General features: G+C 63.9%; 20 protein-coding genes and 2 tRNA genes. 17 read left to right on the top strand and 5 right to left on the bottom strand.

The window, feature by feature from the left end; genetic code table 11:
* Positions 1 to 149: 149 nt before the first annotated feature.
* The 9 genes from rpl7ae (at position 150) to CV102_RS08825 (ending at position 7556) form a co-directional block, all read left to right on the top strand.
* On the top strand, positions 150 to 512 hold the full coding sequence (rpl7ae, locus tag CV102_RS08865; protein WP_148857530.1) for a 50S ribosomal protein L7Ae: 363 nt from the start codon (positions 150 to 152) through the stop codon (positions 510 to 512).
* A gap of 11 nt (positions 513 to 523) precedes the next feature.
* Positions 524 to 748 carry a 30S ribosomal protein S28e gene (locus tag CV102_RS08860; RefSeq protein WP_148857529.1) on the top strand — a complete coding sequence of 75 codons (225 nt, stop codon included), beginning with the start codon at positions 524 to 526 and terminating at the stop codon, positions 746 to 748.
* A gap of 3 nt (positions 749 to 751) precedes the next feature.
* Positions 752 to 1129 (top strand): 50S ribosomal protein L24e, encoded by a 378-nt coding sequence (locus CV102_RS08855; protein ID WP_148857528.1) that lies wholly within the window; start codon positions 752 to 754, stop codon positions 1127 to 1129.
* A complete protein-coding gene (ndk, locus tag CV102_RS08850) occupies positions 1129 to 1593 on the top strand; it encodes a nucleoside-diphosphate kinase (protein WP_148857527.1) in 465 nt (154 codons plus the stop codon). Before CV102_RS08855 ends, ndk begins: the two co-directional genes overlap by 1 nt.
* 275 nt (positions 1594 to 1868) lie before the next feature.
* Entirely contained in the window at positions 1869 to 2255 is a 387-nt protein-coding gene (locus CV102_RS08845; RefSeq protein ID WP_148857526.1) for a DUF7344 domain-containing protein, read from the top strand.
* Between the two features lie 190 nt (positions 2256 to 2445).
* Entirely contained in the window at positions 2446 to 3048 is a 603-nt protein-coding gene (sod, locus tag CV102_RS08840; RefSeq protein ID WP_148857525.1) for a superoxide dismutase, read from the top strand.
* Positions 3049 to 3190: 142 nt separating this feature from the next.
* Positions 3191 to 6271, top strand: coding sequence for an FAD-binding and (Fe-S)-binding domain-containing protein (locus CV102_RS08835; RefSeq protein WP_148857524.1), 3081 nt, complete (start codon positions 3191 to 3193; stop codon positions 6269 to 6271).
* Positions 6272 to 6453: 182 nt separating this feature from the next.
* Positions 6454 to 6723, top strand: a complete 270-nt coding sequence (locus CV102_RS08830) for a DUF5827 family protein (protein ID WP_148857523.1) — start codon at positions 6454 to 6456, stop codon at positions 6721 to 6723.
* The gene (locus tag CV102_RS08825) at positions 6720 to 7556 is read left to right on the top strand and encodes an ATPase (protein ID WP_148857522.1); all 837 of its coding nucleotides are present in this window, start codon (positions 6720 to 6722) and stop codon (positions 7554 to 7556) included. Before CV102_RS08830 ends, CV102_RS08825 begins: the two co-directional genes overlap by 4 nt.
* 140 nt (positions 7557 to 7696) lie before the next feature.
* Here the strand turns inward: CV102_RS08825 and CV102_RS08820 are convergent, their stop codons facing one another.
* Positions 7697 to 8275 (bottom strand): MBL fold metallo-hydrolase, encoded by a 579-nt coding sequence (locus CV102_RS08820; protein WP_148857521.1) that lies wholly within the window; start codon positions 8273 to 8275, stop codon positions 7697 to 7699.
* 184 nt (positions 8276 to 8459) lie between these two features.
* On the opposite strand from CV102_RS08820, the gene CV102_RS08815 reads away from it, so the two are divergent.
* The 3 genes from CV102_RS08815 to ppc all read left to right on the top strand — a co-directional run bounded on the left by CV102_RS08815 (position 8460) and on the right by ppc (position 12759).
* Positions 8460 to 9662, top strand: coding sequence for a DUF7345 domain-containing protein (locus CV102_RS08815; RefSeq protein WP_148857520.1), 1203 nt, complete (start codon positions 8460 to 8462; stop codon positions 9660 to 9662).
* Positions 9663 to 9786: 124 nt separating this feature from the next.
* Positions 9787 to 9861: transfer RNA gene (locus CV102_RS08810), tRNA-Glu, on the top strand.
* Between the two features lie 207 nt (positions 9862 to 10068).
* Complete coding sequence (gene ppc / locus CV102_RS08805; protein WP_148857519.1) at positions 10069 to 12759, top strand: phosphoenolpyruvate carboxylase; 2691 nt, start codon at positions 10069 to 10071, stop codon at positions 12757 to 12759.
* Between the two features lie 675 nt (positions 12760 to 13434).
* Here ppc and CV102_RS08800 read toward each other — a convergent pair.
* Positions 13435 to 14385 carry an AAA family ATPase gene (locus tag CV102_RS08800; protein WP_148857518.1) on the bottom strand — a complete coding sequence of 317 codons (951 nt, stop codon included), beginning with the start codon at positions 14383 to 14385 and terminating at the stop codon, positions 13435 to 13437.
* A gap of 125 nt (positions 14386 to 14510) precedes the next feature.
* Between CV102_RS08800 and CV102_RS08795 the strand changes: the two genes are divergently transcribed.
* From CV102_RS08795 to CV102_RS08785, 3 genes are all read left to right on the top strand, one after another.
* Positions 14511 to 14595: transfer RNA gene (locus CV102_RS08795), tRNA-Ser, on the top strand.
* A gap of 520 nt (positions 14596 to 15115) precedes the next feature.
* Positions 15116 to 16525, top strand: a complete 1410-nt coding sequence (locus tag CV102_RS08790; protein ID WP_148857517.1) for a 4Fe-4S ferredoxin N-terminal domain-containing protein — start codon at positions 15116 to 15118, stop codon at positions 16523 to 16525.
* A gap of 970 nt (positions 16526 to 17495) precedes the next feature.
* Positions 17496 to 20921: a hypothetical protein gene (locus CV102_RS08785; RefSeq protein WP_233710650.1), complete on the top strand. Its 3426-nt coding sequence runs from the start codon at positions 17496 to 17498 to the stop codon at positions 20919 to 20921.
* A 364-nt stretch (positions 20922 to 21285) separates the two neighbouring features.
* Here the strand turns inward: CV102_RS08785 and CV102_RS08780 are convergent, their stop codons facing one another.
* Positions 21286 to 22518, bottom strand: coding sequence for a PQQ-binding-like beta-propeller repeat protein (locus CV102_RS08780; RefSeq protein ID WP_148857516.1), 1233 nt, complete (start codon positions 22516 to 22518; stop codon positions 21286 to 21288).
* Between the two features lie 213 nt (positions 22519 to 22731).
* Here CV102_RS08780 and CV102_RS08775 point away from each other — a divergent pair, with 213 nt between their 5' ends.
* Positions 22732 to 22929: a hypothetical protein gene (locus CV102_RS08775; protein WP_148857515.1), complete on the top strand. Its 198-nt coding sequence runs from the start codon at positions 22732 to 22734 to the stop codon at positions 22927 to 22929.
* 42 nt (positions 22930 to 22971) lie between these two features.
* Here CV102_RS08775 and CV102_RS08770 read toward each other — a convergent pair whose 3' ends face one another.
* Positions 22972 to 24498 (bottom strand): (R)-citramalate synthase, encoded by a 1527-nt coding sequence (locus tag CV102_RS08770; protein ID WP_148857514.1) that lies wholly within the window; start codon positions 24496 to 24498, stop codon positions 22972 to 22974.
* Between the two features lie 270 nt (positions 24499 to 24768).
* On the opposite strand from CV102_RS08770, the gene hpt reads away from it, so the two are divergent.
* Positions 24769 to 25329, top strand: coding sequence for a hypoxanthine/guanine phosphoribosyltransferase (gene hpt / locus CV102_RS08765; RefSeq protein ID WP_148857513.1), 561 nt, complete (start codon positions 24769 to 24771; stop codon positions 25327 to 25329).
* Between the two features lie 3 nt (positions 25330 to 25332).
* Here hpt and CV102_RS08760 read toward each other — a convergent pair whose 3' ends face one another.
* The gene (locus tag CV102_RS08760) at positions 25333 to 25686 is read right to left on the bottom strand and encodes a DUF192 domain-containing protein (RefSeq protein ID WP_148857512.1); all 354 of its coding nucleotides are present in this window, start codon (positions 25684 to 25686) and stop codon (positions 25333 to 25335) included.
* Positions 25687 to 25698: the final 12 nt, after the last annotated feature.

Raw genomic sequence — 25698 nt, 5'->3', positions numbered from 1 at the left:
AAGGGGGGCAGCGCTACTCGGTAGTACACCCTATGCGGGGTTGATGATGCTCCTAGCTTCACAGGACTTCCGCCGAGCGTAATTCGGCCCGGGACCCAGCCCGGACAGCAGGGGAGCGCGAGCCCGCGCGTAGGAGAGGTGAACAACCAATGTCAGTCTACGTAACCACAGACATCCCAGCCGACCTCGCCGAAGACGCCCTCGAGGCGCTCGAGGTCGCACGAGACACCGGACGCGTAAAGAAAGGAACCAACGAAACCACCAAAGCGATCGAGCGCGGCAACGCCGAACTCGTTTACGTCGCCGAGGACGTCTCCCCCGAGGAGATCGTCATGCACCTTCCCGAACTCGCAGAGGAGAAGGGAATCTCCGTCGTTTTCGTCGAGACCCAGGACGACGTCGGCCACGCCGCCGGCCTCGAGGTCGGCTCGGCCGCTGCGGCGATCGTCGACGCCGGCGAGGCGTCCGACGACGTCGAAGAGATCGCCAACAAGGTCGAGGACCTCGACTGAGGTGACCTGAGATGAGTGCTGAAGAGAACGAAAGCGGCTCCACGCCCGCCGAGGTCATCGAGATCGTCGGCAAGACCGGCATGCACGGCGAAGCCATGCAGGTCAAGTGCCGGATCAAGGAGGGCGAAAATCAGGGACGAATCATCACTCGAAACTGTCTCGGTCCGGTCCGCGAAGGGGACGTACTCCAGCTTCGCGAGACCGCCCGCGAGGCGGACTCCATCGGAGGTCAGTAACCAATGGTCGAGAAGCGAACCTGCGACTACACCGGCGAAGAGATCGAGCCCGGCACGGGCATCATGTACGTCCGCAACGACGGCACCGTACTCCACTTCGTCGACTCGAAGGCGGAGAAAAACTACAAGCTCGGCCGCGAACCGCGCGACCTCGAGTGGACCGCGGAAGGTCGCGCTGGCAAGGGTCCGGCCGACGCCGACACGCCCGCCAGCGAGGACGCCGATCAGGACGAGCTCGTCGAAGCGGACGAGGACGAGGACCTCCAGACCGAGGAGGAAGCCGTCGACGAGGACGAAGGGACCGAACCCGCCGGCGACGAAGCCGTCGCCGAGGGTGAGTCCGTCGAGAGCGAACTCGACGAAGAGGACAGCGAGGAATAATGAGCGATCACGAACGCACCTTCGTGATGGTCAAGCCCGACGCGTTCGCGCGCGGGATCGTCGGCGAAGTCGTCTCGCGACTCGAGGACCGCGGGCTGAAGCTCGTCGGAATCAAAGTCGAGAACATGCCCCGCGAGCGAGCCGAGGAGCACTACGGTGAGCACGAGGACAAGCCGTTCTACGAGGGCCTCGTGGACTTCATCACGTCGGGTCCGGTCGTCCCGATGGTCTGGGAAGGCCAGGACGCGACCCGTCAGGTCCGCCAGATGATCGGCGAGACCGACCCGCTCGAGGCCGAACCGGGAACGATCCGCGGCGACCTCGCGCTCGACCTCGGTCGAAACGTCGTCCACGCGGCCGACCACGAGGACGAGGGCGCCAACGAGCGAGAGATCTCGATCCACTTCGACGATGAGGAACTGATCGACTACGATCAGCACGACGCCGAGTGGCTCTACGAGTAACGCGGCACCGACGCGAATCTAGCCGTCGATCACGATCGCAACCACTCCGGCTGCGACGGTCGTCGCTGTAACCGTCGGTAACGTTTTTCTGTCGTATCAGTATTCCTCCAGACGACAGCTGCTCGGTATTAGGCGTTTCAGGCCCCCCGTCGGGCTGTTTTTCCGTATGGGGTTAGACACATGTATCGGTACAGGTAGACGCAACATCTAATGTGTCGGCTGCAGTAGAAGGTGCTGGTGGTTTCGAATGGTAACCAACGGTAGGTGGTTCGCGGATGCGTGAACGGGAGCGAGGGTCAAGACCGATCACCGATAGGACAGCGCCGTCGCTGGACCTCGTTTTTGACCTTCTCTCGAACCGTCGACGCCGATACGCGCTGTATTACCTGTACGAACAACCCGACGGCGTTGCGACGATCGACGAACTGACTGACCAGATCGTCACAGTCGAACACCGAACGGCGGATTCGGAGACTGAGGGGGAATCCGACGTCCACCGGGAGACGATACAGACGGAACTGCAACACGTCCATCTCCCGAAACTCGCCGACGCCGGGATAGTCGAGCACGACCAGCGGAGTGATACCGTCCGATACTGGTGCCAGCCGTCCCTCGAGGAGTGGCTGGAACACGCCCACCACAAAGAACTCTCGCAATCCTGATAGCAGCACCCGGTGGCACCGGGACGACTGTTCTAACAGAGTCTGCTGAAAGGTTTAACACGCGGTTCGTGGTGGAACCAGCCGCGGGGCAACAGATCACCCGACTGCAGCGTCCCGTGAGGTGTGGTATCATTTCACTCCTCAAAGCTTAACATGAGAGCTACCGATACAAACGGTACGAGGTGTACTTATGACTGATCACGAACTTCCACCACTCCCATACGATTACGACGCACTAGAACCGGCACTCTCCGAACAGGTCGTCACCTGGCATCACGACACGCACCACCAGGGCTACGTCAACGGCCTGAACAGCGCCGAAGAGGAACTCGCCGACAACCGCGAGTCGGGCGACTTCGGCTCGACGCCGGCAGCGATGGAGAACGTCACCCACAACGGCTGTGGGCACTACCTCCACACGCTGTTCTGGGAGAACATGTCCCCGGACGGCGGCGGCGAACCCGAGGGCGACCTCGCCGACCGCATCGAGGAGGACTTCGGCTCCTACGAGGCCTGGCAGGGCGAGTTCGAGGCCGCAGCCGGCGCCGCCGGTGGCTGGGCACTGCTCGTGTACGACCCGGTCGCGAAGCAACTGCGCAACCTGAAGGTCGACCGCCACGACCTGCACGCGCTGTGGGGCGCACACCCCATCCTCGCGTGTGACGTCTGGGAGCACTCGTACTACTACGACTACGGCCCGGACCGCGGCAGCTTCATCGACGGCTTCTTCGACGTTGTCAACTGGGACAAGGCCGCCGAAGAGTACGAGAAGTGCCTCGACCACTTCGAGTAATACCGGCAGCCGTCTACGCGACGACTCGGTGATCCTCACGTTTTTTTGACGCTGCTCCGGAGCGACGGCACCGACTATCGGTTGGTTCGAGAGACTGATAGCCACGACACAGTTTAACAGGCACCGTACCGACGACGTGTGTATGGCTGCCGAGGAGACACCACGGCGTACTCACGGAAGCGAGTCGGTAGATACGGGGCGAGACCACGATGGCGGCAGCCTCGAAGCTGCTCTCCGGGAGCACTGTGCCGGCGACGTTCGCTTCGACGAGTACACGCGAGTGCTGTACGCGACCGACGGCAGTATCTACGGCGCCCAGCCCGCCGGCGTCGTCTTCCCGCGGGACGAGGCCGACGTCCGGGCCGCCGTTCGCGTCGCGAGCGAGCACGGCGCGCCGGTGATCCCCCGCGGTGCCGGCTCGTCGCTCGCCGGGCAGGCCGTCGGCCCCGGCTGTGTCGTCCTCGATCTCTCGCGACACGTGGACGACGTTCTCGAGATCGATCCGGACGAACGGCGAGCGGTCGTCCAGCCCGGCGTCGTCCAGGACCACCTCGACGCCGCACTCGAGCCACACGGTCTGAAGTTCGCGCCCGATCCCGCCTCCTCGAACCGCGCGACGATCGGCGGCGGGATCGGGAACAACTCGACGGGTGCCCACTCGATCCGGTACGGGATCACCGACGCCTACGTCGAGGAACTGCAGGTCGTTCTCGCGGACGGATCGCTGATCCGCACCCGCGACGTCGTCCTCGACAGTCCAGAGTGGGACCGGATCGTCGAGAAGGACGACCGGGAAGCAGCGATTTACCGGACCGTCCGAGCCGTCGTCGAGGACAACGCCGAGGAGATCGAGGACCGATATCCGGAGCTCAAGCGAACCGTCAGCGGCTACAACCTGCAGAAAGTGATCCGGACGGATGCGGAGAGCGAGGCGGCGACAGCCGCCTCGGAAGACCGAACGGGCGACGCCCGTGAGGGCGGGAATCGAATCATCAACCTCTCGAAACTGATCGTCGGCGCCGAAGGAACGCTCGGCGTCGTCGTCGAGGCGACCCTCGAACTCGTGACGCGCCCGGAAGAGACCGCCCTCGTCGTCTGCTGTTACGACGACTTGCTCGAGGCGCTGGCTGCGGTTCCCGAGGCGCTCGCACTCGAGGCCAGCGCCGTCGAACTCATGGACAGCGAGGTGTTTAGACTCGCCGCAAACTCCGCGGAGTACGCCGAGTACGCCGAGCCGATCCCCGAGGGAACCGACGCGGCGCTGATGCTCGAGTTCGACTCCGAGGTATTTTCCAACCTACCGGAGGCGATCGACGCGGCGACGACCGAACTGGTCGCCGGGGGTGCGGCGTTCGACTCGATCGAGGCGTTCAGCCCCGAGAAGCAGGATCGGCTCTGGAAGCTTCGGAAGGCTGCCATCCCACTGTTGATGGGGATGGACGGCGATCCGAAGCCGTACCCGTTCGTCGAGGACGCCTCCGTGCCGCCGGCGGAACTCGCCGAGTACGTCGCCGGCTTTCAGGAGATCCTCGAGGACCACGAGACGACGGCCGCCTACTTCGCCCACGCCGGCGCCGGGACGCTGCACATTCGACCCGTCCTGAACCTCAAGACCGAGGACGGAGTCGAGACGATGCGATCGATCGCCGAGGACGTCACCTCGCTCGCGCTCGAGCACAACGGTTCGTTCTCCGGCGAGCACGGCGACGGTCTCGCCCGGACCGAGTTCAACCCGAAGCTGTACGGTCCCGACCTCTGGGAGGCCTTCAAGGAGGTCAAGTCCGCGTTCGACCCCGACTGGCGCATGAACCCGGGCAAGGTCGTCTACCGCGAGGACGAAGAGGGCCGGACCGACATGCGCGAACACCTCCGGTACGGCGCGGACTACGCCTCGCTCGAACCGCAGACGAGCCTCGACTTCGACGACGAGGGCGGCTTCTCTCACCTGGTCGAACTCTGCAACGGCTGTGGCACCTGCCGGCAGACCGACAGCGACGTGATGTGTCCGACCTACCGAGCCACCGAGGAGGAGATCACGACCACTCGAGGGCGGGCCAACCTGCTTCGGGCGGCGATCAACGGTGGGATCGATCCCGACGAACTGTATTCGGAACGCTTCCAGTCCGAGGTGCTCGACCTCTGTATCGGCTGCAAGGGCTGTCAGAGCGACTGTCCGACCGGGGTCGACCTCGCGAAGCTCAAGGTCGAGGTCAAACACCAGTACCACGACCGCGAGGGAGTGGGCCTCCGCGAGCGCCTCTTCGCGAATATCGACCGGCTCGCAGCGACGGGGAGCACGCTCGCGCCGATCGCGAACCGCGCACCGGAGTTGCCGGGCGCCCGGGCGATGCTCGAGCGAACCGTCGGCATCGCCGCCGAGCGCACGCTCCCGACCTTCGAGCGGGAGACGCTCGTCTCCTGGTTTGACGAGCGAGGCGGCACAGCCGCTTCGGATAAGCGAGTGGCGGAGCCACGAGCAGAACGTGGCCCGCGGGTCGATCCGGAGACGGCGACCGCCGGCGTCGTGCTCTACCCCGATACGGACACGAACTACTCGAACCCGGCCGTCGGCAAGGCCGCCGTCAAAGTGCTCGAGGCCGCCGACGTTCGCGTCAGGGTTCCCGATCTCGGACCGACGGGTCGAGGGGCGTACTCCCAGGGACTGCTCGATCACGCGGCCGCGGTCGGGCGGGCGTTGCTCGACGACCTCGAACCGTACCTCGAACGCGGCTGGTCGGTCTGTTTCGTCGAGCCCTCCGACGCCGCGATGGTGACCGACGAGTACCGCTCGCTGCTCGACGACGAGCGAGTCGATCTGCTCGCGGCCAACGCCTACGACCTCTGCGAGTATCTCGACGAACATCGCCTCGTCGAGGGGATGCCGGTCGACGGCGGCGGCGAGCGGCTGACCTACCACGGTCACTGCCACCAGAAGGCTCGCGGAACCGACCACCACCCCGTCGGCGTGTTGCGCCGCGCAGGCTACGCGGTCGATCCCGTCGACTCGGGCTGTTGCGGGATGGCCGGCAGCTTCGGCTACGAGGCCGACCACTACGAACTCTCGCGGGCGATCGGGTCCCTGCTCGAGGAGCAACTCGACGGCAGCGGCGGCGAAACCGTCGTCGCACCGGGAACCTCCTGTCGGACCCAGATCGGCGACCTCGAGGGGTACGACCGGCCGACCCACCCCGTCGAACTGCTCGCTCGAGCGATCGATCGGTGACGGCGGGTTCGGAGACGGTCCGATCACGACCTGCTTCGTCGGTCGATCACATCCTGCTTCTTCAGCGGTATCGGCTGATTCGGGTCGGTCTCACGCGGCGCCCGTGACGGCACCCCCCTGAAGGACGAGACCGGTTGTTCGGGATCGGTGCGGTCTTGTGGCGCGCGAGAGTACACCCGGGTATGCCAGTGCCGAAATCCGAGTTCGATCAGCTTCCGCCGTGTGACTTCTACACGCCGGACGAGTTGCTCGAGGACGACCAGATGTACACCGTCTACGAGATCGCCCGCCTGCTCCAGGGAATCGAGCCCGACACGGATATCGATCGGGAGACCGAGGACATCCTGCTCGACTGGGCGATTCCCTGGATCATGGCCAACGCGGACGACCTCGTGGTCGCGGAGCCACGAGACGACGACGAGCCCGGCTTCTATGGCCTGAAAGAGGAATGATCCTCCTCGTGGTCGGCTCCGACCGCGTCGACGCCGGCAAGACGACGTTTTCGGTCGGACTGCTCGAGCGCACCGGCGCGGTCGGCTCCAAACCGCGCGCCGGCAACGACTACTGGTTCGACCACGACGACTGCCGACGCGCGCTCGGGAACGGACGACTCTACGGCAAGGACGCCGCACGGCTCGCGACCGCGGAGGGACGCGGGCGGCCCCCCGAGCAACTCAACCCGGTCCACCGACTGTGGCAGCCCGCTCCCGGCGGCGGAACCGGGCTACTCGGCAAGACCGACCGCGAGTTCCTCGTCGACAGAGTCGGTCGTGTGGACAACGCCGCGGAGCCGACGTTCGTCCGAAACGCGACGGTCGACGTCCCCGACGGCGTTTCGTCGGCGCTCCCGCTCGAGGACGCGATTCCGGTCGAGACGGTCGACGAACTCAACGACGTCGTGGCGGAACGATACGTGCCGGCCTTCGAGGAACTCGCGGCCGAACTCGAGACGACGGAGGTTGCGGTCGTCGAGTCCTATAGTGACATCGCCCGGCCCCTGACGTCGCTCGAGCCCGCCGAAATCGACGCCGTCGCGGCCGTCGAACCCGGGCGGGCGCGGATCTACCAGGGGGATCGATACTGCCGGGCCTGCGAGGTCGCGAGTTCGAGCCCGAAAGACGGGACCCTCGAGAAGCGCGTCCCCACCGTCCTCGACTACCTCGATCCCCTCGAGCGAGTCCAGCTTCCCCCGCTCGGCGGCGAGGAGCGGGAGGATCCGGCACGGATCGCCGAGGCCTACGCGGACGCCTACGACGCCCTGCTAGACGCTGCCGGACGCGTGTGAGGACGCTCCGGCGGATCGCCGAGAGCGCGTGACTCATACTGTCGGACAGCACTATTCGAAGATCGCTCGAACTCGATCGTCACCACCAGTGACGACCGGAATTTCGCGACCGACGTCTTACTGACTTCTGTCCGACAGTATCAGGCCTGGCGGGCCATCCGGGCGGAGAGTTCGACGTGATCGTACGGCTGACTCGCGACGCTCGGGCCGTGGCCCGTGTGCATTTCGTCGAGGTCCGGCGAGATCCGCTCGAGCAGTCGGTCGATGCTCTCGATCAACGTTTCTCGGTCACCCTCTTCGAGATCGGTCCGACCGAAGCTCCCGTTCTGGAAGACGAGGTCCCCCGCGAAGAGGACGCCTGCATCCGCCGAATAAAAACAGAGATGGTCGTCCTTGTGGCCGGGCGTGTGGAGCGCAACGTACTCGTGGTCGCCCAGCTGAATCGTCTCCTCGTCCGCGATGGCGTGATCGACGCCGTCGATCGACGGATCGTACCCCCAGGCGTCGACGTCGAACGCCGATTTTACTGCCTCGAGGTTTCCTACGTGGTCGGGGTGGGTGTGCGTGAGAATCACCGCGTCCAGATCGTCGACGCGGGACTCGAGTCGTTCGACGACGTCGAAGTTCGCGCCGGGATCGACGAGTACCGTGCGCTCGCCGTCGACGAGATAGACGTTGCTCGTAAACGCCTGCACGCCCTGTGCGAGATTCGAGATCATGGACGGGAGTAGAGTATCGGGTGGCTTGTGCGTGTCGACACGGTGACGACAGCTCACCCAGACTGCCGGATGCGATTCGGAGGTCTGAGGCGCTGTTCCGGGTGACGAGGGCAGATTCTCGGCATTTTGCGCGGATGTCCGATATTCACAAGGATTTTTAGCTACGGCACGTAGTGAGGGACGAATGACTCGGCCGGTCTCCGTCGGGGTCGTCGTCCTCGTCGCCGCCGTCGTGTTCGCAGGGATCAGTGGTCCGATGGTACTGGTCGGGGTTGGAACCGCCAACTCTGCCAGTCCACAGCAGTCGTCGGGGGACGGTGCAGTCTCCACGGCGAGTACCGCCGCATCCGACGACGTCGACTCACAAGACTTCGATAGCACCACTTTCGAGATTACCGTCCACGAGAACGGAAGCGCAACCTGGACGTTCCGCCACGAGCAGCGCCTGGAAGACGCCGACGCGGAGCGAAACTTCGAGGCGTTCGCCGAGGAGTTCGAATCCGAGGAGACCGGTCTCTACGACCGCTTTACCGACCAGGCGGAGGCGCTGACGGAAACCGGTTCCGAGATGACCGACCGAGAGATGGAGGCGACGGACTTCAACCGCTCGGCGTCGACCGAGCACGGACTCAACACGATGGGTGTCGTCGAGATGTCGTTCCGCTGGGACGGGTTCGCCAAAGTCGAAGACGACAGGATCGTCGTCGGTGACGTGTTCCGGAACATGTACTTGAGCGATGATCAGTCGATCGTCATCGTTCCGGGCGACAACCTCGCGTTCACCGAGGCGGAACCGGACGGCGAGTACACCAGCGGTTCGATAGAGGACGCCAGATCGATAACCTGGAACGGCGAACAGGAGTTCCTCAACGAACGTCCTCGAGCCGTGCTTCAGGACGCCGACGATGTCGGCACCGACAGCGGTCCTGGAACCCCAAGCACCTCGAACAGCGGAACCGACTTCCTCTCGTTGCCGGTGCTGCTCGGACTCGCCGCGCTCACGCTCGGTATCGGGGTCGCGGCCGTCTGGTACCGAACCCAGCGGTCGGACGACGAGACGGTGAGCGCAGAGTCAATGGAGACACCGCCAGCCCCAGCGTCCGAACCAGAACCCGAGACCGACGACGATTCGGACGCGGACACCCTTCCCGAGGACGAACTCCTGACGGACGAAGACCGGGTAATCAAACTCATTCGGAAGAACGGTGGCCGGATGAAACAGGTCAACATCGTCGAGGAAACCGGCTGGTCGAAGTCCAAGGTCAGTATGCTCCTCTCGGAGATGGAAAGCGAGGGCAGCATCAGCAAACTTCGCGTCGGTCGCGAGAACATCATCAGCCTGGAAGGGTTCGAACCCGAGGCGACGAAGTCGCCGTTCGACGAGTAGTCGACGGGCGAACCAGTCACGGGCACTGCGTTGGCCGTGTCACCGCTCGGCACTGAGCGGACGAAACGGAATCCTTAAACATCAATCCCCACTACGAACGAATGCGGACAAGCACACGAGGCCCGCTCCGATAGTGTAGTCCGGCCAATCATATTGCCCTCTCACGGCAATGACCAGGGTTCGAATCCCTGTCGGAGCATTTTACAACGAACAACTTCGCGAGCGACAGGTGTAACCGCAGGGACGCTTCTCCGATGGATTGTTTCTCGAGCCGTGCCGTTTTCCTGGGTTTCTAACCAGCGGTGTTCCCCCGCCGACAACGTGTAATTATCATGGAAAAACATGTGTGAGGCAAACATTCGGGGCTCTACGGGGCTTTTTAACCTCGGGGACGTACAACCCTGTAATGACATTGCATAACAGGAATGTCCGTCAGGACGTCCGAGAGGTCGGAGCACTCCTCGGCGACGTGCTCGAAGATCAGACCTCTCGGCGGGCGTTCGAGACGGTCGAATCCTGTCGGACCGCAGCGATCGACTACCGCTCCGGCGACCTCGAGTCTCGCGAACCGCTCGCGACGGAACTCGAGAACCTCTCCCCGCACGAGCAACGAATCGTCGCCCGGGCGTTTACGACCTACTTCGAACTGATCAACCTCGCCGAAGAGCGCGAACGGGTGCGGTCGATCCGCACCGGGTCCCAGGAGGGAACCCTCGAGGACAGCCTCGAGACGGCTGCGGCCGAACTGAGCGAGACCGACATCGAGACCGTCCAGGAGGTCCTCGAGGACGTGCTGATCGAGCCAACGTTCACCGCCCACCCGACGGAGGCGCGGCGAAAGACCGTCAAGTCGAAGCTCCGGGCGATCGCGACGCACCTCGAGACGCTCGACGAGCGGTTGCTGACCGACAAGGAACGCGAGCAGGTGTGGCGAGACGTCGACGCCGAGGTCACGAGCCTCTGGCAGACGCCACAGGTACGAAAGCGCCAGCCGGAGGTCGAAGACGAGGCGCGCAACGTCCAGTGGTACCTCGAGAACACGCTGTTCGACGTCGTCGGCGAGGTCTACGACGAACTCGCGGACGCGATCGACGAGGAGGTCGGCCGGAGTCTCGAGATCCCGAAGCTGTTCGAGTTCCGCTCGTGGGCGGGCAGCGACCGTGACGGGAACCCGTACGTGACGCCGGAAGTGACTGCAAACACGCTCGAGCGCCAGCGCGAGGTCGTCCTGGAGCAGTACCGCAGACAGCTCAAGCGACTCTCGGGGGTCCTGAGCCAGGACGGCAGCCGGATCGACGTCGGGCCAGAGTTCGAGGCCTCCCTCGAGACAGACCAGGAACGGCTGCCGGGCAGCGCTCGAACCGCGGAAGACCGGTATCCGGGCGAGCCCTACCGACAGAAGCTCAAGTTTATGCGCGAGCGCCTCGCGCGCGTCGGCGACGTTCGCCCCGGCGGCTACGAGGAGGTGGACGGACTGCTCGACGACCTCGAGATCATCGCGAAGAGCCTCCGGAACAACGGCGCCGAGAGCGTCGTCGACGCACACATCGATCCGATTCGCCGGCAGGTTGCAACCTTCGGCTTCTCGCTCGCGAGCATGGACCTGCGCGAACACCAGCAGAAACACACCGACGCCATCGCGGCGGCGCTCGAACGCGAGGGGATCGACTACCACGGACTGAACGAGGACGAGCGAACCGAGCTCCTGACCGACGCCATCCTCCAGGACGAACCGGTGATCGACCTCGAGGACACCGAGGAGCTCTCGGAGGATTCCGAACGCGTCCTGACGCTGTTCGAGAGCCTCGGCGACTGGCAGACCGAGTACGGCGTCGAAGCGATCGACACCTACGCCATCTCGATGACCGAGGAGCCGAGCCACGTCCTCGAGGTGCTGTTCCTCGCCGACCAGGCCGACGTCGTCTCCCTGCCCGAACACTGCGGGCTCGACATCGTCCCGCTGCTCGAGACCGAGTACGCCCTCTCCGGCGCTCGCCGCATCATGGGGACGCTGTTCGAGAACGAGGCCTACGCACAGGCGCTCGAGGCACGGGGGAAGACCCAGGAGATCATGCTGGGCTACTCCGACTCGAACAAGGAGAACGGGTTCCTCGCGGCCAACTGGTCGCTGTACAAGAACCAGCGCCGGCTCGGCGAGATCTGTGACGATCACGAGGTGACGATGCGGCTGTTCCACGGCCGTGGTGGTTCGATCTCCCGCGGTGGCGGCCCGATGAACGAGGCGCTGCTCGCGCTGCCGAACTCGACGGTGACGGGCCAGGTCAAGTTCACCGAGCAGGGCGAAGCGATCGCCGAGAAGTACGGCAACCCGCGCATCGCCGAGCGGAACATCGAGCAGATGCTGAACGCACAGCTTCGGTCGCGTCTCCACGCGAAAGAGCAGCCCGAAGAAGCGGTCGACGACGAGTGGGTCGAGGCGATGGAGACGATGGCCGACGCCGCCCGCCAGGAGTACCGCGACCTCCTCGGGACCGACGGCTTCGTCCGGTACTTCGAGCAGGCGACGCCGATCACCGTCATCGAGAACCTCGATCTCGGCTCGCGGCCCGCCTCACGGTCGGGCGAGCGGACCGTCGAGGACCTGCGGGCGATCCCGTGGGTCTTCTCGTGGACCCAGTCCCGGTGTATCCTGCCCGGCTGGTACGCTCTCGCGACGGGAATCGACGCCTACCTCGAGGACGGCGGCTCGGAGGAGACGCTCCAAGAGATGTACGAGGAGTGGCCGTTCTTCCGGACGACGCTCGACAACGCTGCCCTCTCGCTGTCGCGGACGGAACTCGAGATCGCAGAGACGTACTCGGGAATGGCCGACGATGACCTTCGTGAGCGGTTCTTCCCGCGGATGAGCGGCGAGTACGAGCGCGCCGCGGAGCTGGTCAAGACGATCGGACAGCGCGACGAACTGCACACCCGCGACTGGCTCGGCGAGAACCTCGAGCGACGGAACCCGTACGTCGATCCACTGAACCTGCTACAGGTCTACCTGCTCGATCGCACCCACCGGACCGACATCGAGGAGCGGACGCTGCGGCTGACGGTGAAGGGGATCGCCGCCGGGATGAAGAACACCGGATAGTAGCCCGGGTCGACCTGTCGAAACCGGGTTTTTCAGCTGTAATTTCGTCTAAACAGCTATCGCACGACACACAACTGTGCACACGTATCGCCTGGCTTGATCGTCCTCCGTTGCGGTGGCGCGCGCTGTCGATCAGGTGCGAGCGTGCGAGCACCTCGAAAAACGAGCGGTGGCTGGCAGGAACCGCGAGTACAGCGAGAACCGATCGACAACACTGTGCGAGGGATGAGCGAACGGGGAGGGACGACCCGTGAGCGTAGCGCGGAACCGCAGGTTCCGCGGACCATGCGAATAGTGCGAGACCGGAGGTCTCGCATACCGTGCGAACGGACGCGTAGCGTCCGTGAGCAGCGGGTACTGCGCACCAGTGAGCAGAAATCGGCTGGGGAGGACGTGGAAATTCCGTGTTGCCAGTCTAAGCAGCGTACTCAGATTCACAGTCCGATTCAAAACGTATCACTGCCACGTTCTCAGCCTGTACGCGACGCTACTAGCAGGTCGTTGTGAGTGGAAGGCAATTTGGAGAACTTTTCTGAATCCATCTCTCAACGGTGTTGAATAGCGAATCGACGCTCAATCGTTCAGTCCACCGCTGTTGAAGACGATTTCGGTGAACCCACCGACCAGCGCGAGGACCACCGCGAGCCGCGGAGTACAGCGCCGATCGTCGGCCTTCTATTCGAGCGTCGGCACCGGAACGCTCTCGAGGACGCTCTCGATCACCCGATCCTTGTCGACCTGGTTGACCGTCGCGTCCGGCGTCAGGACGAGTCGGTGGGCGAGCACCGGCTTCGCGACCCGCTTGATGTCGTCGGGGGTGACGTACTCGCGGCCGACGAGTGTCGCGTAGGCCCGGGCCGCCTCGAAGAGTCGCTGCGTGCCACGTGGGGAGACGCCGACCTCGACGCGGCCGTCCGTCCGGGTCCCGCGGGCCAGGGCGGCGACGTACTCGAGGAGATCCTCGTCGACCCGCACGGTTTCGGGAACCCGTCGAAGCTGATCGATCTGCTCCGGCTCGAGAACCGTCGAGACCGTCGGGCTTCCCTCCTCGCGGCTGGCACGTCGTCGCAGGAGTTCGACCTCACCGGCCTCGTCGGGGTAGCCCATCGACGTCTTGACGAGGAATCGGTCGACCTGCGCCTCGGGGAGCGGGAACGTCCCCTCCTGCTCGACGGGATTCTGCGTCGCGATGACGAAAAACGGGTCCGGCAGCTGGCGGGTCTCGCCGTCGACCGTGACCTGGCCTTCCTCCATGGCCTCGAGCAGGGCGGCCTGGGTCTTTGGCGGCGCGCGGTTGATCTCGTCGGCGAGCACGATGTTGGCGAAGATCGGCCCCTCGTTGAACTCGAAACTCCGCTCGCGCTCGTTGAACACGTGCGTTCCGGTCACGTCCGCCGGCAGCAGGTCGGGCGTGAACTGGATGCGCGAAAAGGAGAGGCCGAGCGCAGTGGCGACGCTGCGGGCGGTCAGCGTCTTGCCGGTCCCCGGGACGTCCTCGAGGAGGACGTGCCCGCGGCCGGCGACGCCGACGAGGATCTCCTCGAGAAACGCTCGGTCGCAGATGACCGCGTCGCCGATTTCCTCGAGGACGGTCGCCCATTCGGTGCTGGCCTGGGTGACGTTCATAGGGTCGTCGTCGGAGCCTCGCGTAAAACGTGTTTCGTTCGGTTGTCAGGTTCGTGCGTGATCGAATCTCAGACGGCGAATCGAATCGAAACCGGTAAAAACGTTACCGCGGTATGTAGAAGTGAGCCGAGATAGCCTAGCCCGGCCAAGGCGGCAGATTCGAAATCTGCTGTCCTCACGGACTCGGGAGTTCAAATCTCCCTCTCGGCGCTTTTGCAGCGACCACAATCGACGAGCGACGCGTAGCGGCGCGAGTCATCCCGTCGCTGTAAACGACTACGGGAATTTGAACGAGAGAAGACGCAGCATCCGAGCGAAGCGAGGATGACCGTCTTCGCGTTGTTCAAATCTCCCTCTCGGCGCTTTCACGGCAACTTATTTCTGACGAGCGGCGCGTAGCGGCGCGAGTCGATCCGTTGCCGGGAAACGACTACGGGTGATTTGAATTAGACCGAGGTTCTGCGCTTCGCGTAGGTTCTCGGGCATTCTTCAACTCTCCCTCTCGGCGCTTTTCGAACGACTATACCCGACGAACGGCGTGTCCTGCGCGTTCTCGCCACTGCTCACGTCCGATCCAGTCACCCAGCCGTCAGCAATCGCGTTCCCCGATCGAGAATCCCGTCATTTGCAAGGCTGTATTTTTATCCACGCAGGAGTAGGCAGCGTGTTATACCGTGGCAATGTCAACTAGAGAAAATGAACAGTCAAGCGGTGGGGGTAAGCGTCTTCGATGAGTTCCGACGACGAGCAGCCCGACAGTGACCTCTTCCACCCGATGGGAGAGGGTGCGGAAGAAGACTACAGGGCCATGCTCGAGGAGACCGAGTACGATGCCGACCTCGGTATGGAGATGGCTCGGGACGCCATGCGGCTCACGAAGGGCGAACTCTCGGAGGAGGAGTTCTACGACCGGTACCACGAGGACGTCCTCGAGGAGTTCGGCGAGGACAGTCGCCCGATGGTCGAGCGCGTCGAGCGGGCCCGCGAGGAAGGGCGACTCGAGCAGGCGATGTCCCGCTTCGGCGACGGCGAGGACTCCCGACGCGACGCGATGAAGAAGATGGGCGCCGGTGCCGCAGCCGTCGGTCTCGGCGCGTGGGGGACCGCTGAAGGCGGCGACGAGCCGGAACCCGACGTCGCCGCAGCCCAGGAAGACGAGGAGGAGGACGAAGACGGGACTCAATGGGGAATGGCCCTCGACCTCGAGGTCTGTGACGGCTGTCTCGCCTGCGTCGTCGCCTGCAACCAGGAGCACAACTGGAACGAAGGGGCGAACTGGATGTACATCCTCGCCTACGAGGACGGCACCGTCGAGTCGCCCGAGGCGGACGACTTCGAGGATACGCGGGACTTCAACTACCTCATCCGGCCATGTCAACACTGTACGGACGCCCCCTGCGAGAAGGTGTGTCCGACGACGGCCCGACACACGCGAGAGGAGGGCGGCCTCGTGCTCACCGACTACGACGTCTGTATCGGCTGTCGGTACTGCCAGGTCGCCTGTCCGTACGGCGTCAACTACTTCCAGTGGTCGGATCCCGAGGTCGAGGCCCCGTCAGAGGAGCTCAGCGAGGACATGATGTACGACGAGCGCGATCGCTGGGTCAGCGGTCGCGGCCCGCGCGGCGTCATGGAGAAGTGCGTCTTCGATCCGGCCCGCCAGGACGGACAGATGGGCGAGGAGATGGTCGGAAGAACGGCCTGTGAAGACGCCTGTCCACCGGGTGCGATCCAGTTCGGCGACATGAACGATCCCGACAGCGATCCACAGCAGTACGTCGAGAACGTCCCGCTCGCCCGCGCTCAGGAGCACGATCCGGACGACGAGGAGCTCCAGGAGGCGATCGCGATCCTCGAGGGCGAGGAGGAACCCGCGGACGAAGACGACGACGATGGACTGACCGAGGAGGAGGCGGAACGACTCCTCCAGGGCGAGTACGGGAGCGCGGATTCGACCTTCAAACTCCTCGAGGAGTTCAACACCAATCCGAACGTGATCTACATCGGTAACGAACCGGGGCCGAACGCCGAACAGGTTCCGGGACCAGTCGCCTACGACGACGTCGGCCAGGTCGACAACCGCAAGAACGTTCTCGACGACCGGACGGTCGACGAGGGACTCGACGGGTTATCTCTGTAGATCGAAGCACTCGTCGGATGCATCCCCCTCTGATGGGGGCGGAGAGGTCGAATAGCGTAGGCTTCGACGAGGACGTGCCGAGCCACAGCGCGCGCTCGAATTTCCGCGCGCTCTCATCGTCATCGGTTTCAGCACCGTCGTCACCCGCTTCCTCCCCGTCGGGAGAATCGGTATCCGCTATAGTAGCCACTGAACGTCAGTGCGCACCCGACCGCACGACGGGAGCGCGGGTCGGAGCGAGCGCGGTTCGGAACGTGCGCGGTTCGGAACGTGCGCGGTTCGGAACGAACGAAGTGAGTGAGAACCGCGGACCGCGAACGGGGAGCGAACGCGACCCGTGAGCGAACGAAGTGAGTGAGAACCGCGGACAGTGCGGTCGGTGTGCAAACAGTTTCAGTTGGTACTATAGGTCGTCGTTGGAACTCTCATCAGATTCGTCTCTCGGGGACGTGCATCCAGCGAGAACACCGATCATCGATGCTCCAGCCGCCTTCGTGAAAACCTCTCCGATCCATGCGTGTAATTGGTTCCTACCGCTGATGAGTCTGTTCAATACATAAGTTAGAGATTTTAATATTACCTGTGGAGAACAGATCCGGCAGACCGAGAGTAGCCAACGCGGATGGTGAGAGAATACGGGATATCGGCAGCGAGGACCCTTTTACTCTGATTCGCTGACCGACGACGTGGAGTCCTCCGGTCGGGGTACTACGGCACGACGCAGTGGGTGGTGCGAGATCTCTCTGACTGTTGCCAGAAACGGGTTCGATTACCGTCATTTGCACAGATGAAAGAGACCCGCTCTAATTTCAGATCGTGGTTACTCTCTCACATGTTCCCAGTACTTTATAATTAGCACGTATCGCCGTTGAATATAGTCCCACGACCCTGAAGATGCGAACAGATTACACCGAGAATCGGAGCGGTTCAGCAACCAACTCAGCACGAATACGGAGAGCAACCGATAATAATGAGACAGATATCAGAGAACGAGACGGGAGTTAGCAACGATCGAACGAGTGGCGGAACCGGGAACACGCTGGCCCTCGAGAACGACGAACAGGCCCAGTTCGGCCAGACCAATCGCTCGGGCGTGAGACTCGAGACGAGGACGGCTATCGATACCCTGGAGTGTCGTCTCTCTGCACGGACGACAGGAGTCGTTACGGCCTACCTGACCGACGACTCGGGAGCCGTTCTGGAACGACAGACGATCGCCTCGCTCGAGGCCGGCGATACGTTCGAGTTCGAGACCGGACTCGAAGCCGACGAGAACTACTGGATCCTCTGTGACGCCCACGGGCGAGAGTACGTTCGGGGTCGAGCCGCGGTCGACTACCCCCTCGAGAGCGATTCCCTCGCGGTCACACACGGTATCTTTACCGGCGGTGGCTCGCGCTCGAATACCTATCGCTACTGTATCGACCGGATTCGAACCGGCACCACGACTTCCGACATCGGAGCGGTGCTCGATCTCGAGCGCGACGGCGAGGCGCAATCCTGGAGCGGCCTGAGTAACCGATCCGGCGTTCGCCTCAACGCGACGGAAACGATCTCCGGTCTCGAGTGTCGCGTCTCGACGGAGACGGCGGGTCTCACGACGGCTTACCTGACCGACGATTCGGGAGCGGTCATCGATCAGCAGTCGATCGACGACCTCGAGGCCGGCGAGACGTTCGTACTGGATACCCCCCTCGAGGCTGGCGAGACCTACTGGGTCGTGTGCGACGCTGGCGGACAGCGCTACACCCGGGGTCGAGCCGCGGTCGACTACCCCCTCGAGAGCGACGTTCTCGAAGCCACGCACGGGATCTTCGCCGGCGACGGCGCACGGACGGAAAACTACCGCTACTGTATCGACCGGATCCAGCCGGCCGATTCGAGTATCCCGATCGGAGCCACGCTCGCGCTCGGAAGCGACGAGCAGGGGCAATCCTGGAGCAGCCTGACCGAACCGTCCGGCGTTCGCCTCGAGACGACCGAAGCCGCCGACGGTCTGGAGTGTCGCCTCTCGACGGAAACGAGCGGGATCACGACGGCCTATCTGACTACCGATGACGGCGTTGTCCTGGAACGGCAGACGATCGCCGCGCTCGGGGCCGGCGACGCGTTTACGTTCGACACCGCGCTCGAAGCCGGCACCGCCTACCGAGTTCTCTGTGGGGCGCGCGGCCAACGCTACACCCGGGGCCGAACCCCGGTCGACTACCCCCTCGAGAGCGACTCCCTGACGGCGACGCACGGCGTCTTCAGCGGAACGGAGTTATCGAACAGCTACCGGTACTGTTTCGATCGGATCAGACCGACCGCCAGCGGTCAGGGTGACGTCGATTACGTCGGAAGAGCGGGGAGCCCCCTCGGTCTCGAGAGCGACGACCAGGGACAATCCTGGAGTAGCCTGACCGAACCGTCCGGCGTTCGCCTCGAGGCGAACGAGGACGTCATCGGTCTGGAGTGTCGCCTCTCGACGGAGACCGATGGGGTGACGACGGCCTACCTGACCGACGACTCGGGAGCCGTCCTCGACCAGCAGTCGATCGACGACCTCGAGGCGGGCGATGTCGTCGAATTCGACGCGGAACTCGTAGCCGACGAGACCTACCGGATCCTCTGCGATGCCGACGGCCAGCGCTACGTTCGGGGTCGAGCCGCGGTCGACTATCCCCTCGAGAGCGATTCCCTGACCGCGACCCACGGTATCTTCAGCGGAACGGAGTTATCGAACAGCTACCGGTACTGTTTCGACTGGGTCAGACCCGACGTCGTCGACCCGGTCTGGATCGGGAACGCAACGAGCGACGGACCGTTGCTCGACCTCGGGAGCGACGAGCAGGGGCAGTCCTGGAGCAGTCTGACCGAACCGTCCGGCGTTCGGATTCACGCGACCGAAGCCGTCGACGGGCTGGAGTGCCGGATCTCGGCGGCGACCGAGGGGATCACGACGGCCTTCCTGACCGACGACGCGGGAACGGTCCTCGATCAGCGGTCGCTCGAGAACCTCGCTGCCGGCGACGTGTTCGAACTCGACGCCGAACTCGAAGCCGACGAGACCTACCGGATCCTCTGCGACGCCGACGGCCAGCGCTACGTTCGAGGTCGAGCCGCGGTCGACTACCCGATCGCGAGCGACTCCCTGATCGCGACGCACGGCGTCTTCAGCGGTGCAGCGTTATCGAGCAGCTACCGATACTGCATCGACCGAATCCAGCCGGCCGGTTCGAATCGTGGACTGACAACGGCGCTCGAGACCCGTCCTACCGACGTTACGATCGTCAACGTCGTCGACCACCCGTCGATCGACGCCGATGGCGACTTATCAGCGGAGATTCTCGCGTACCTCGAGGCGCAGGACGAGACCAACCACGCGTTCGTTCTACCGACGGGGACCTACACCTGGAACACAGAGTTCGATCTCGACGGACCACACGAGTACTTCGAGATCAGCGGCGACCCGCGAGCGACACTTCAGGTCCGCGACCACGACGTCGACCTCGCGTTCCTGTTCGGGAGGTGGGGGAACACCAACCCACCCCGCCACGTTGTGCTCCGGAATCTCGACGTCGATATCGACGACCAGCCCGAACGAGACGCCGGATTACTCATCGCCCACGTCGATCGCTGTCTGATCGATAACGTCGAACTCGTCGGCCAGCGCTGGCGACACGGCCCCGAGGGCGGCGACCGCTACACCTGCATGCTCAACACGCGAGACGAAGCGCTCCTCTCGATAGTTCGCAACCTCTCTCTCCCGGACGGTGACCTCGAGGATTCCTCCCTGTCGTCCGTCGGCCATTCGATCGGCATTAGCGCTGACCCGCCACATAACGGCCTGAATATCTGGGCGCAGTGCTACGTCGAAGAGTTCGTCGACAACGGCCTCTACGTGCGAAACAGCCCCGGCGATAATATCGTCACGCACAGTATGGCGGTCAACTGCGGAAACGGCAATATCCGACTCGGTGAGGCGGACGAATCCCGCGATTGTCGGATCCGCCTCGACGAGGGAGCGAACCAGGCGCACCCAGGTGCCGGCCTCTGGCTAAACGGCGGCCAGCCTATCGCCGAGCGGACTGCTATCGACGGCAGCGACGCCGGAAACGACATCGTTCGGGTTAACAGCGGGGCCGATGGCGGTCACATTCGCGGCCTTCGCGTATTCTGCGGCCCAGAGGTTCGCGCACCGACCGTTCGCTGTACGTACACCAGCGAGACGGATCTGCAGGGCGTTCTCATCGAGGATTTCGAAATCCACGATATAAGCGAGGCCAGCAACCATCCGAGCGTTCGGATACGGCGACCCGACGTTACGCTCCGCGACGGCGTACTCGACGTTCCAAACCGTCCCGCACTCGGCGGGAGCGAGCAGCCGGAACTCGATAACGTCGAAATACGATAGGGCGTCCGACGGGGGCGAAATTCGCGTCTGATCGATTCCAGTTCTCGAGGCAGCGATCTGAGCGGTGGAAATTCCTGTCATCCACGGGATAGGGTACTATCGGAGATGATCGCTCACCGATTTCGTCTCCGGATTCGTCACGATCTGCCTGCCGTCGGCTGTCGCAGTGATCCGTCGGGCTGATCGCTCGGATTACGGGATAACCGACTCGACGTTAGAACCGACAGCCGACGCTCGAAACGGAGACATTTTGAAAGGATAGTTATGCCGTCAGGACGCCTATTTCAGACTTTCCGGACCGAAATTCGTAAAAGAGCTCAAACCGGCGGCGCGAGAACCGTTCGGGAACGGTACTCGAGGCGGGTTAGCGCGCGGAACAGAGGGCGGTCAATCCGTCTTTCCGATTGACGTACAGCATCCCGTCGTCGACGACGCACTCGATATCGAAGCCGTCCATCCACTGCGACTCGTCGAACGTGAATTGCCACTCGTCGTTGCCGTCGCCGAGATCGATTCCGACGAGTTCGTCGGGCATCGACGGTCCCCGCAAACTGTGGGCGATGACGATCGTTTCGCCGACGATCGTCGGCGGTCCGTACGAGTACGTCCCGTTTCGTTCCCAGGACGTCTCGGGACCGGTCAGCTTGAGAGAGTGTCGTCCGCGGGTCACGACCTGCCCGTTGTTGGCGGCAGTCATCAGCGCGTCCGAAATGTGGGCAACCGTTTCTCCGGTGTCGGACTCGAGTGCGGTCACGCCCTCCTCCGTCTTGTTGCTGACGTATAGTGCGCCGTCGGCTACCGTCAGACTGTTCGTAAAGTTCCCCGGCTCCAGGCGATCCGCCCACTGGATCTCCCCCGACAGCGGATCGATCGCAACGATCGCGTCTGCGTCGATATCGGCTTCGCTTCGTCGCTCGTCGAGCAGCGCCCAGACCGCCTCCTCCGTCGCAGCGATCGATTCGGCGCTCGTGTTGAACACGTAGTTCGTTTCGACCGGATCGTCATCGTCGAAGGTCCGCGACGTCACGGTGACGGATTCGTGCTCCCAGCGAAGCGAGCCGTCAGTCGCGTCGAACGCGTAAAGGGAACCGTCGACGGCAGCGTAGACGGTCTCGAACGTGACGAGCGGTGCCGAGACCGAGGCATCGCTACCGAACGCTTCGCTCCAGCGGACGCTTCCGCTCTCGGCGTCGATCGCCGTTAGCTGCTCTCCGGTCACGTAGACGGTGCCGTTAGCGACCGCCGGCGTCCTGTTGTTGTGGCCGTTAGTCGACGTCCACACGTTGGATCCGTCGTTCGCATCGATGGCGTGTACTTCTCCGTCCGTCTGAAGGTAGACCATCCCGTCGACGGCCGTTACGTTGCCCGTTTCGTCGTACTGCCAGGCGATCGTGTCCGGCTTCGAAAAGCCGCTCTCCGAGGGGACGTATCGCGTGTTCCCGGTCGTTCCGCCGTGCGAGGACCAGCCGTCGGATTTCTCGACCGAAACTCGACCGTTGTCGGAGCCCGTCTCGGCGGCTCCGATCGAAGCGAGAATGCCGCTCGTTGAAAGCGCTGCGCCTGCCGCGAGTACTGATCGTCGTTTCCAATCGGCCATGATTTTACGTCCATTCTCGGCTATATCTATATCTAGACCCTAGTGTAATTGTTATATTACCACAAACAGTTGACGTGCGAAAATACAGTACGCTCCAAATTAATGTGTCCAAACCCGAATATAGGCGTCGGTTACTCCGGTGCAGGACGAGCAAAATGAAACGGAGGAGGGACTTCGGAACTATCACGTCGACTCGAGTGCAATCTCTCGGATATGGATCTTCGTCAGCGACTCGTCGTCGGAGCGCTCTGGATCGGCGTCGCGGGGCTGATGCTGCTCACGCTCTATCCACCCCCGTCTCTGTCCCTGAGCGTGCTCATACGGCTGTTCGTCGTGGCGCTCGCGCTCTTTCTCGCCTTCGTCTACCTGTTCGACCCGCGGGGTGCACTCAGCCGCCAGCCGTTTCACTGATTACGGTTCGGAACGCGCATCGAAAACTGCACGACGGGGGAGTTAGTCGTCGGCCGGCGCGAGCAGTTCCACGTCGGACTCGAGCAATCGGTCGAGCGCGTCGACCATCGCTTCGACACTCGCGCGCGTAATGTCGGCCTCGCTGCGGGCGACCGTCACCGTCCGGTCGTTGCGAGCCATCGTCACCTCGACGGTGACGACGGCGTCGGTACCGCCGGTGACCGCGTCGACGTGATAGGACTCGAGTTCGGCGTCGGCCATCGATCCGAGCGCCTGCCGAACCGCGGAGACGGCGGCGTCGACCGGCCCCGAGCCGGTCCCACTGGCGACTCGCTCCTCGCCGCTGACGTCGAGTCGGATGCTCGCGGTCGGAACGGGGCCGCCGCTCGTGGCGTTCAGGTCGAGGAGCTCTACGACGCGCTCCCGGTCGTCGCCGGTGACGTCCTCGGCGACGGCGAGCAGGTCGGCGTCGGTAACGCGACGACCGCGGTCACCGAGTTCGGTGACGCGGGTCGCAATCTCCGCGACCTCGTCCTCGCTGGCGTCGACGTCGTGTTCCTCGAGCGTCGCCTTGACACCGGCCCGGCCGGTGTGTTTACCGAGTGCGAGGCGGCGCTCGCGGCCGACCGTCTCGGGTGCGTAGGGCTCGTACATCTTGTCGTCCTTCAGCGTCCCATCGGTGTGGATGCCGCTCTCGTGGGTGAAGGCGTTCTCGCCGATGACGGCCTTGTTCGGCGGCAGCGGGACGCCGGTCGCCCGCGAGACGATCTGGGCGAGATCGTACAGCTGGTCGAGTTCGACCGTCTCGACGTCGTAAACGTGCTCGAGTGCGATCGCGACCTCCTCGAGCGCGACGTTCCCGGCGCGCTCGCCGAGGCCGTTGACGGTGCAGTGAACGAGGTCTGCACCCGCGGAGACGGCCGATAGCGCGTTCGCGACGCCCAGTCCCAGGTCGTCGTGGGTGTGGGCGCTGACCGGACCGAGCGCGGCGAGCCGGGAGACTGCCTCGGCCGTGCGCTCGGGACCGGTGTGTCCGACGGTGTCGGCGAAGCAGGTCCGATCGGCGCCCGCGTCGAGTGCGGTCCCCATCAGCTCCTCGAGGTAATCGAGATCGGCCCGGGAGCCGTCCTCGCCGATGACCTCGACCCACAGCCCGTGGTCGGTGGCGTACTCGACGAGTTCGGCGGTGGCCTCGAGGTTGTCTTCGCGGGAGGTGCCGACTTTCCCCTCGACGTGGCGGTCGCTCGCGGGGACGACGATGTGGACGCCGTCGACACCACAGTCGAGCGCGAGATCGATGTCGACCTCCATCCCGCGACAGAAACTGGTGACGCGGGCCTCGAGATCGAGATCGGTCACCCGCGAAATCGCCTGGCGCTCGCCCGCGCCGGTGCAGGCGCTGCCGGCCTCGATGACCGAGACGCCAGTTCGCTCGAGCCCGCGAGCGATCTCGACTTTCTCGTCGGGTGAGAGCGAGACACCCGGGGCTTGTTCGCCGTCACGAAGCGTCGTATCGAGAAGGCGGACTGTACGGTCTGATGAAATCGTCTGCTCCGGAGTAGGGGTCACGAAGGAAGAATTATTTCCGTCCTGGAATTTCACGCCCAGCCGGGTTGCCCCGACTTCCTCTATCCTCGGAATCCGGCGTTGAGAACGAATCTCGTGCCATTGTACTGTGTGCTAATGGCGCATACTGACTTAATCCCGCCGGTCGCGGCACCATCTGCGCGACGGAGGACGAGGTGAAACCGGCGTGCCGAAATCGGTCGAACCGGAAACGATCGAACGCGAGGCCGGTGACCCGAACAACCATCCACTGCTTCGTCGTACAACGCGTGCATGGACGCGAACCTTGAACCCCTCGTCCGGTCGCTTCGCGCGGCACCGATCGTCGACAGAGACGGGTACGAATACTTCGTTCACGGCGTCACCGACGGAATTCCGCCGATGGAACCCGACGTACTGGACGCGATCGTCGACGGGCTCCGAGAGCGGATCGACTTCGCCGATGTCGACACGATCGTCGCCCCCGAGGCGATGGGGATTCACCACGCCACGGCGCTCTCGCTCGAGACCGGCGTCCCGTTCGTGATCGTTCGCAAGCGCTCCTACGGCTTTCCGGCGGAAGTCGCGATCCACCAGGAAACCGGCTACGGCGAGAGCGAGTTCTTTCTGAACGGTGTCGACCCCGGGGACCGCGTCGTCGTCGTCGACGACGTCCTCTCGTCGGGGAACACGATCGAGGCCATCTGCGAGGCGCTCGAGGCCGCCGACGCGGAGCTCGTCGACGTCGCGGTCGTCCTGCGGCGTGTCGACAAGGACCGACCGGAGTTCTCCAGGGCGGTGACGCACCTGCTCGACGTCGGCGTCGAGGATGGAGAGCTCGTGATCGTCGACTAACCCTCAGTTCTCCTCGAGCACGAGCCGATCACCGGACTCGACCCCGGCCGCCGCACCGGCGGGCAGTTCGACGATCAGGTCGCACGTTTCGCGGGCGAACCCACGCCAGGGGCGAAGCCGCTCGACGCGCTGGACGACGCCGTCGGCGACCCAGACGACGTCGAGCGGGACGAAGACGAACAACGTGTGCACGTCGCGAGTCCTGGCCGTCCCGAACCGGAACGCGAGGGCGTAGTCGTCGGGGAGTGACCGCCGAAACATGAGCCCGCGGAACTGGCTCGCGATCGAATCCGCGGTCTCGACGGTCGATGCCAGGATCTCCGCCGGTCCGCGCGCCGACTCGTGGACGAGTTGCACGCACTCGAGTCG

Origin of the sequence: Natronococcus pandeyae, from assembly GCF_008122205.1 — an archaeon.
Taxonomy (GTDB): domain Archaea; phylum Halobacteriota; class Halobacteria; order Halobacteriales; family Natrialbaceae; genus Natronococcus; species Natronococcus pandeyae.
This window is presented reverse-complemented; position numbering and strand designations above follow the sequence as displayed.

Excerpts from the sequence above, each read along its gene's own strand:
- rpl7ae (WP_148857530.1), top strand. The coding sequence starts at position 150 with ATGTCAGTCTACGTAACCACAGACATCCCAGCCGACCTCGCCGAAGAC.
- CV102_RS08860 (WP_148857529.1), top strand. The coding sequence starts at position 524 with ATGAGTGCTGAAGAGAACGAAAGCGGCTCCACGCCCGCCGAGGTCATC.
- CV102_RS08855 (WP_148857528.1), top strand. The coding sequence starts at position 752 with ATGGTCGAGAAGCGAACCTGCGACTACACCGGCGAAGAGATCGAGCCC.
- ndk (WP_148857527.1), top strand. The coding sequence starts at position 1,129 with ATGAGCGATCACGAACGCACCTTCGTGATGGTCAAGCCCGACGCGTTC.
- CV102_RS08845 (WP_148857526.1), top strand. The coding sequence starts at position 1,869 with ATGCGTGAACGGGAGCGAGGGTCAAGACCGATCACCGATAGGACAGCG.
- sod (WP_148857525.1), top strand. The coding sequence starts at position 2,446 with ATGACTGATCACGAACTTCCACCACTCCCATACGATTACGACGCACTA.
- CV102_RS08835 (WP_148857524.1), top strand. The coding sequence starts at position 3,191 with ATGGCTGCCGAGGAGACACCACGGCGTACTCACGGAAGCGAGTCGGTA.
- CV102_RS08830 (WP_148857523.1), top strand. The coding sequence starts at position 6,454 with ATGCCAGTGCCGAAATCCGAGTTCGATCAGCTTCCGCCGTGTGACTTC.
- CV102_RS08825 (WP_148857522.1), top strand. The coding sequence starts at position 6,720 with ATGATCCTCCTCGTGGTCGGCTCCGACCGCGTCGACGCCGGCAAGACG.
- CV102_RS08820 (WP_148857521.1), bottom strand. The coding sequence starts at position 8,275 with ATGATCTCGAATCTCGCACAGGGCGTGCAGGCGTTTACGAGCAACGTC.
- CV102_RS08815 (WP_148857520.1), top strand. The coding sequence starts at position 8,460 with ATGACTCGGCCGGTCTCCGTCGGGGTCGTCGTCCTCGTCGCCGCCGTC.
- ppc (WP_148857519.1), top strand. The coding sequence starts at position 10,069 with ATGACATTGCATAACAGGAATGTCCGTCAGGACGTCCGAGAGGTCGGA.
- CV102_RS08800 (WP_148857518.1), bottom strand. The coding sequence starts at position 14,385 with ATGAACGTCACCCAGGCCAGCACCGAATGGGCGACCGTCCTCGAGGAA.
- CV102_RS08790 (WP_148857517.1), top strand. The coding sequence starts at position 15,116 with ATGAGTTCCGACGACGAGCAGCCCGACAGTGACCTCTTCCACCCGATG.
- CV102_RS08785 (WP_233710650.1), top strand. The coding sequence starts at position 17,496 with ATGAGACAGATATCAGAGAACGAGACGGGAGTTAGCAACGATCGAACG.
- CV102_RS08780 (WP_148857516.1), bottom strand. The coding sequence starts at position 22,518 with ATGGCCGATTGGAAACGACGATCAGTACTCGCGGCAGGCGCAGCGCTT.
- CV102_RS08775 (WP_148857515.1), top strand. The coding sequence starts at position 22,732 with ATGGATCTTCGTCAGCGACTCGTCGTCGGAGCGCTCTGGATCGGCGTC.
- hpt (WP_148857513.1), top strand. The coding sequence starts at position 24,769 with ATGGACGCGAACCTTGAACCCCTCGTCCGGTCGCTTCGCGCGGCACCG.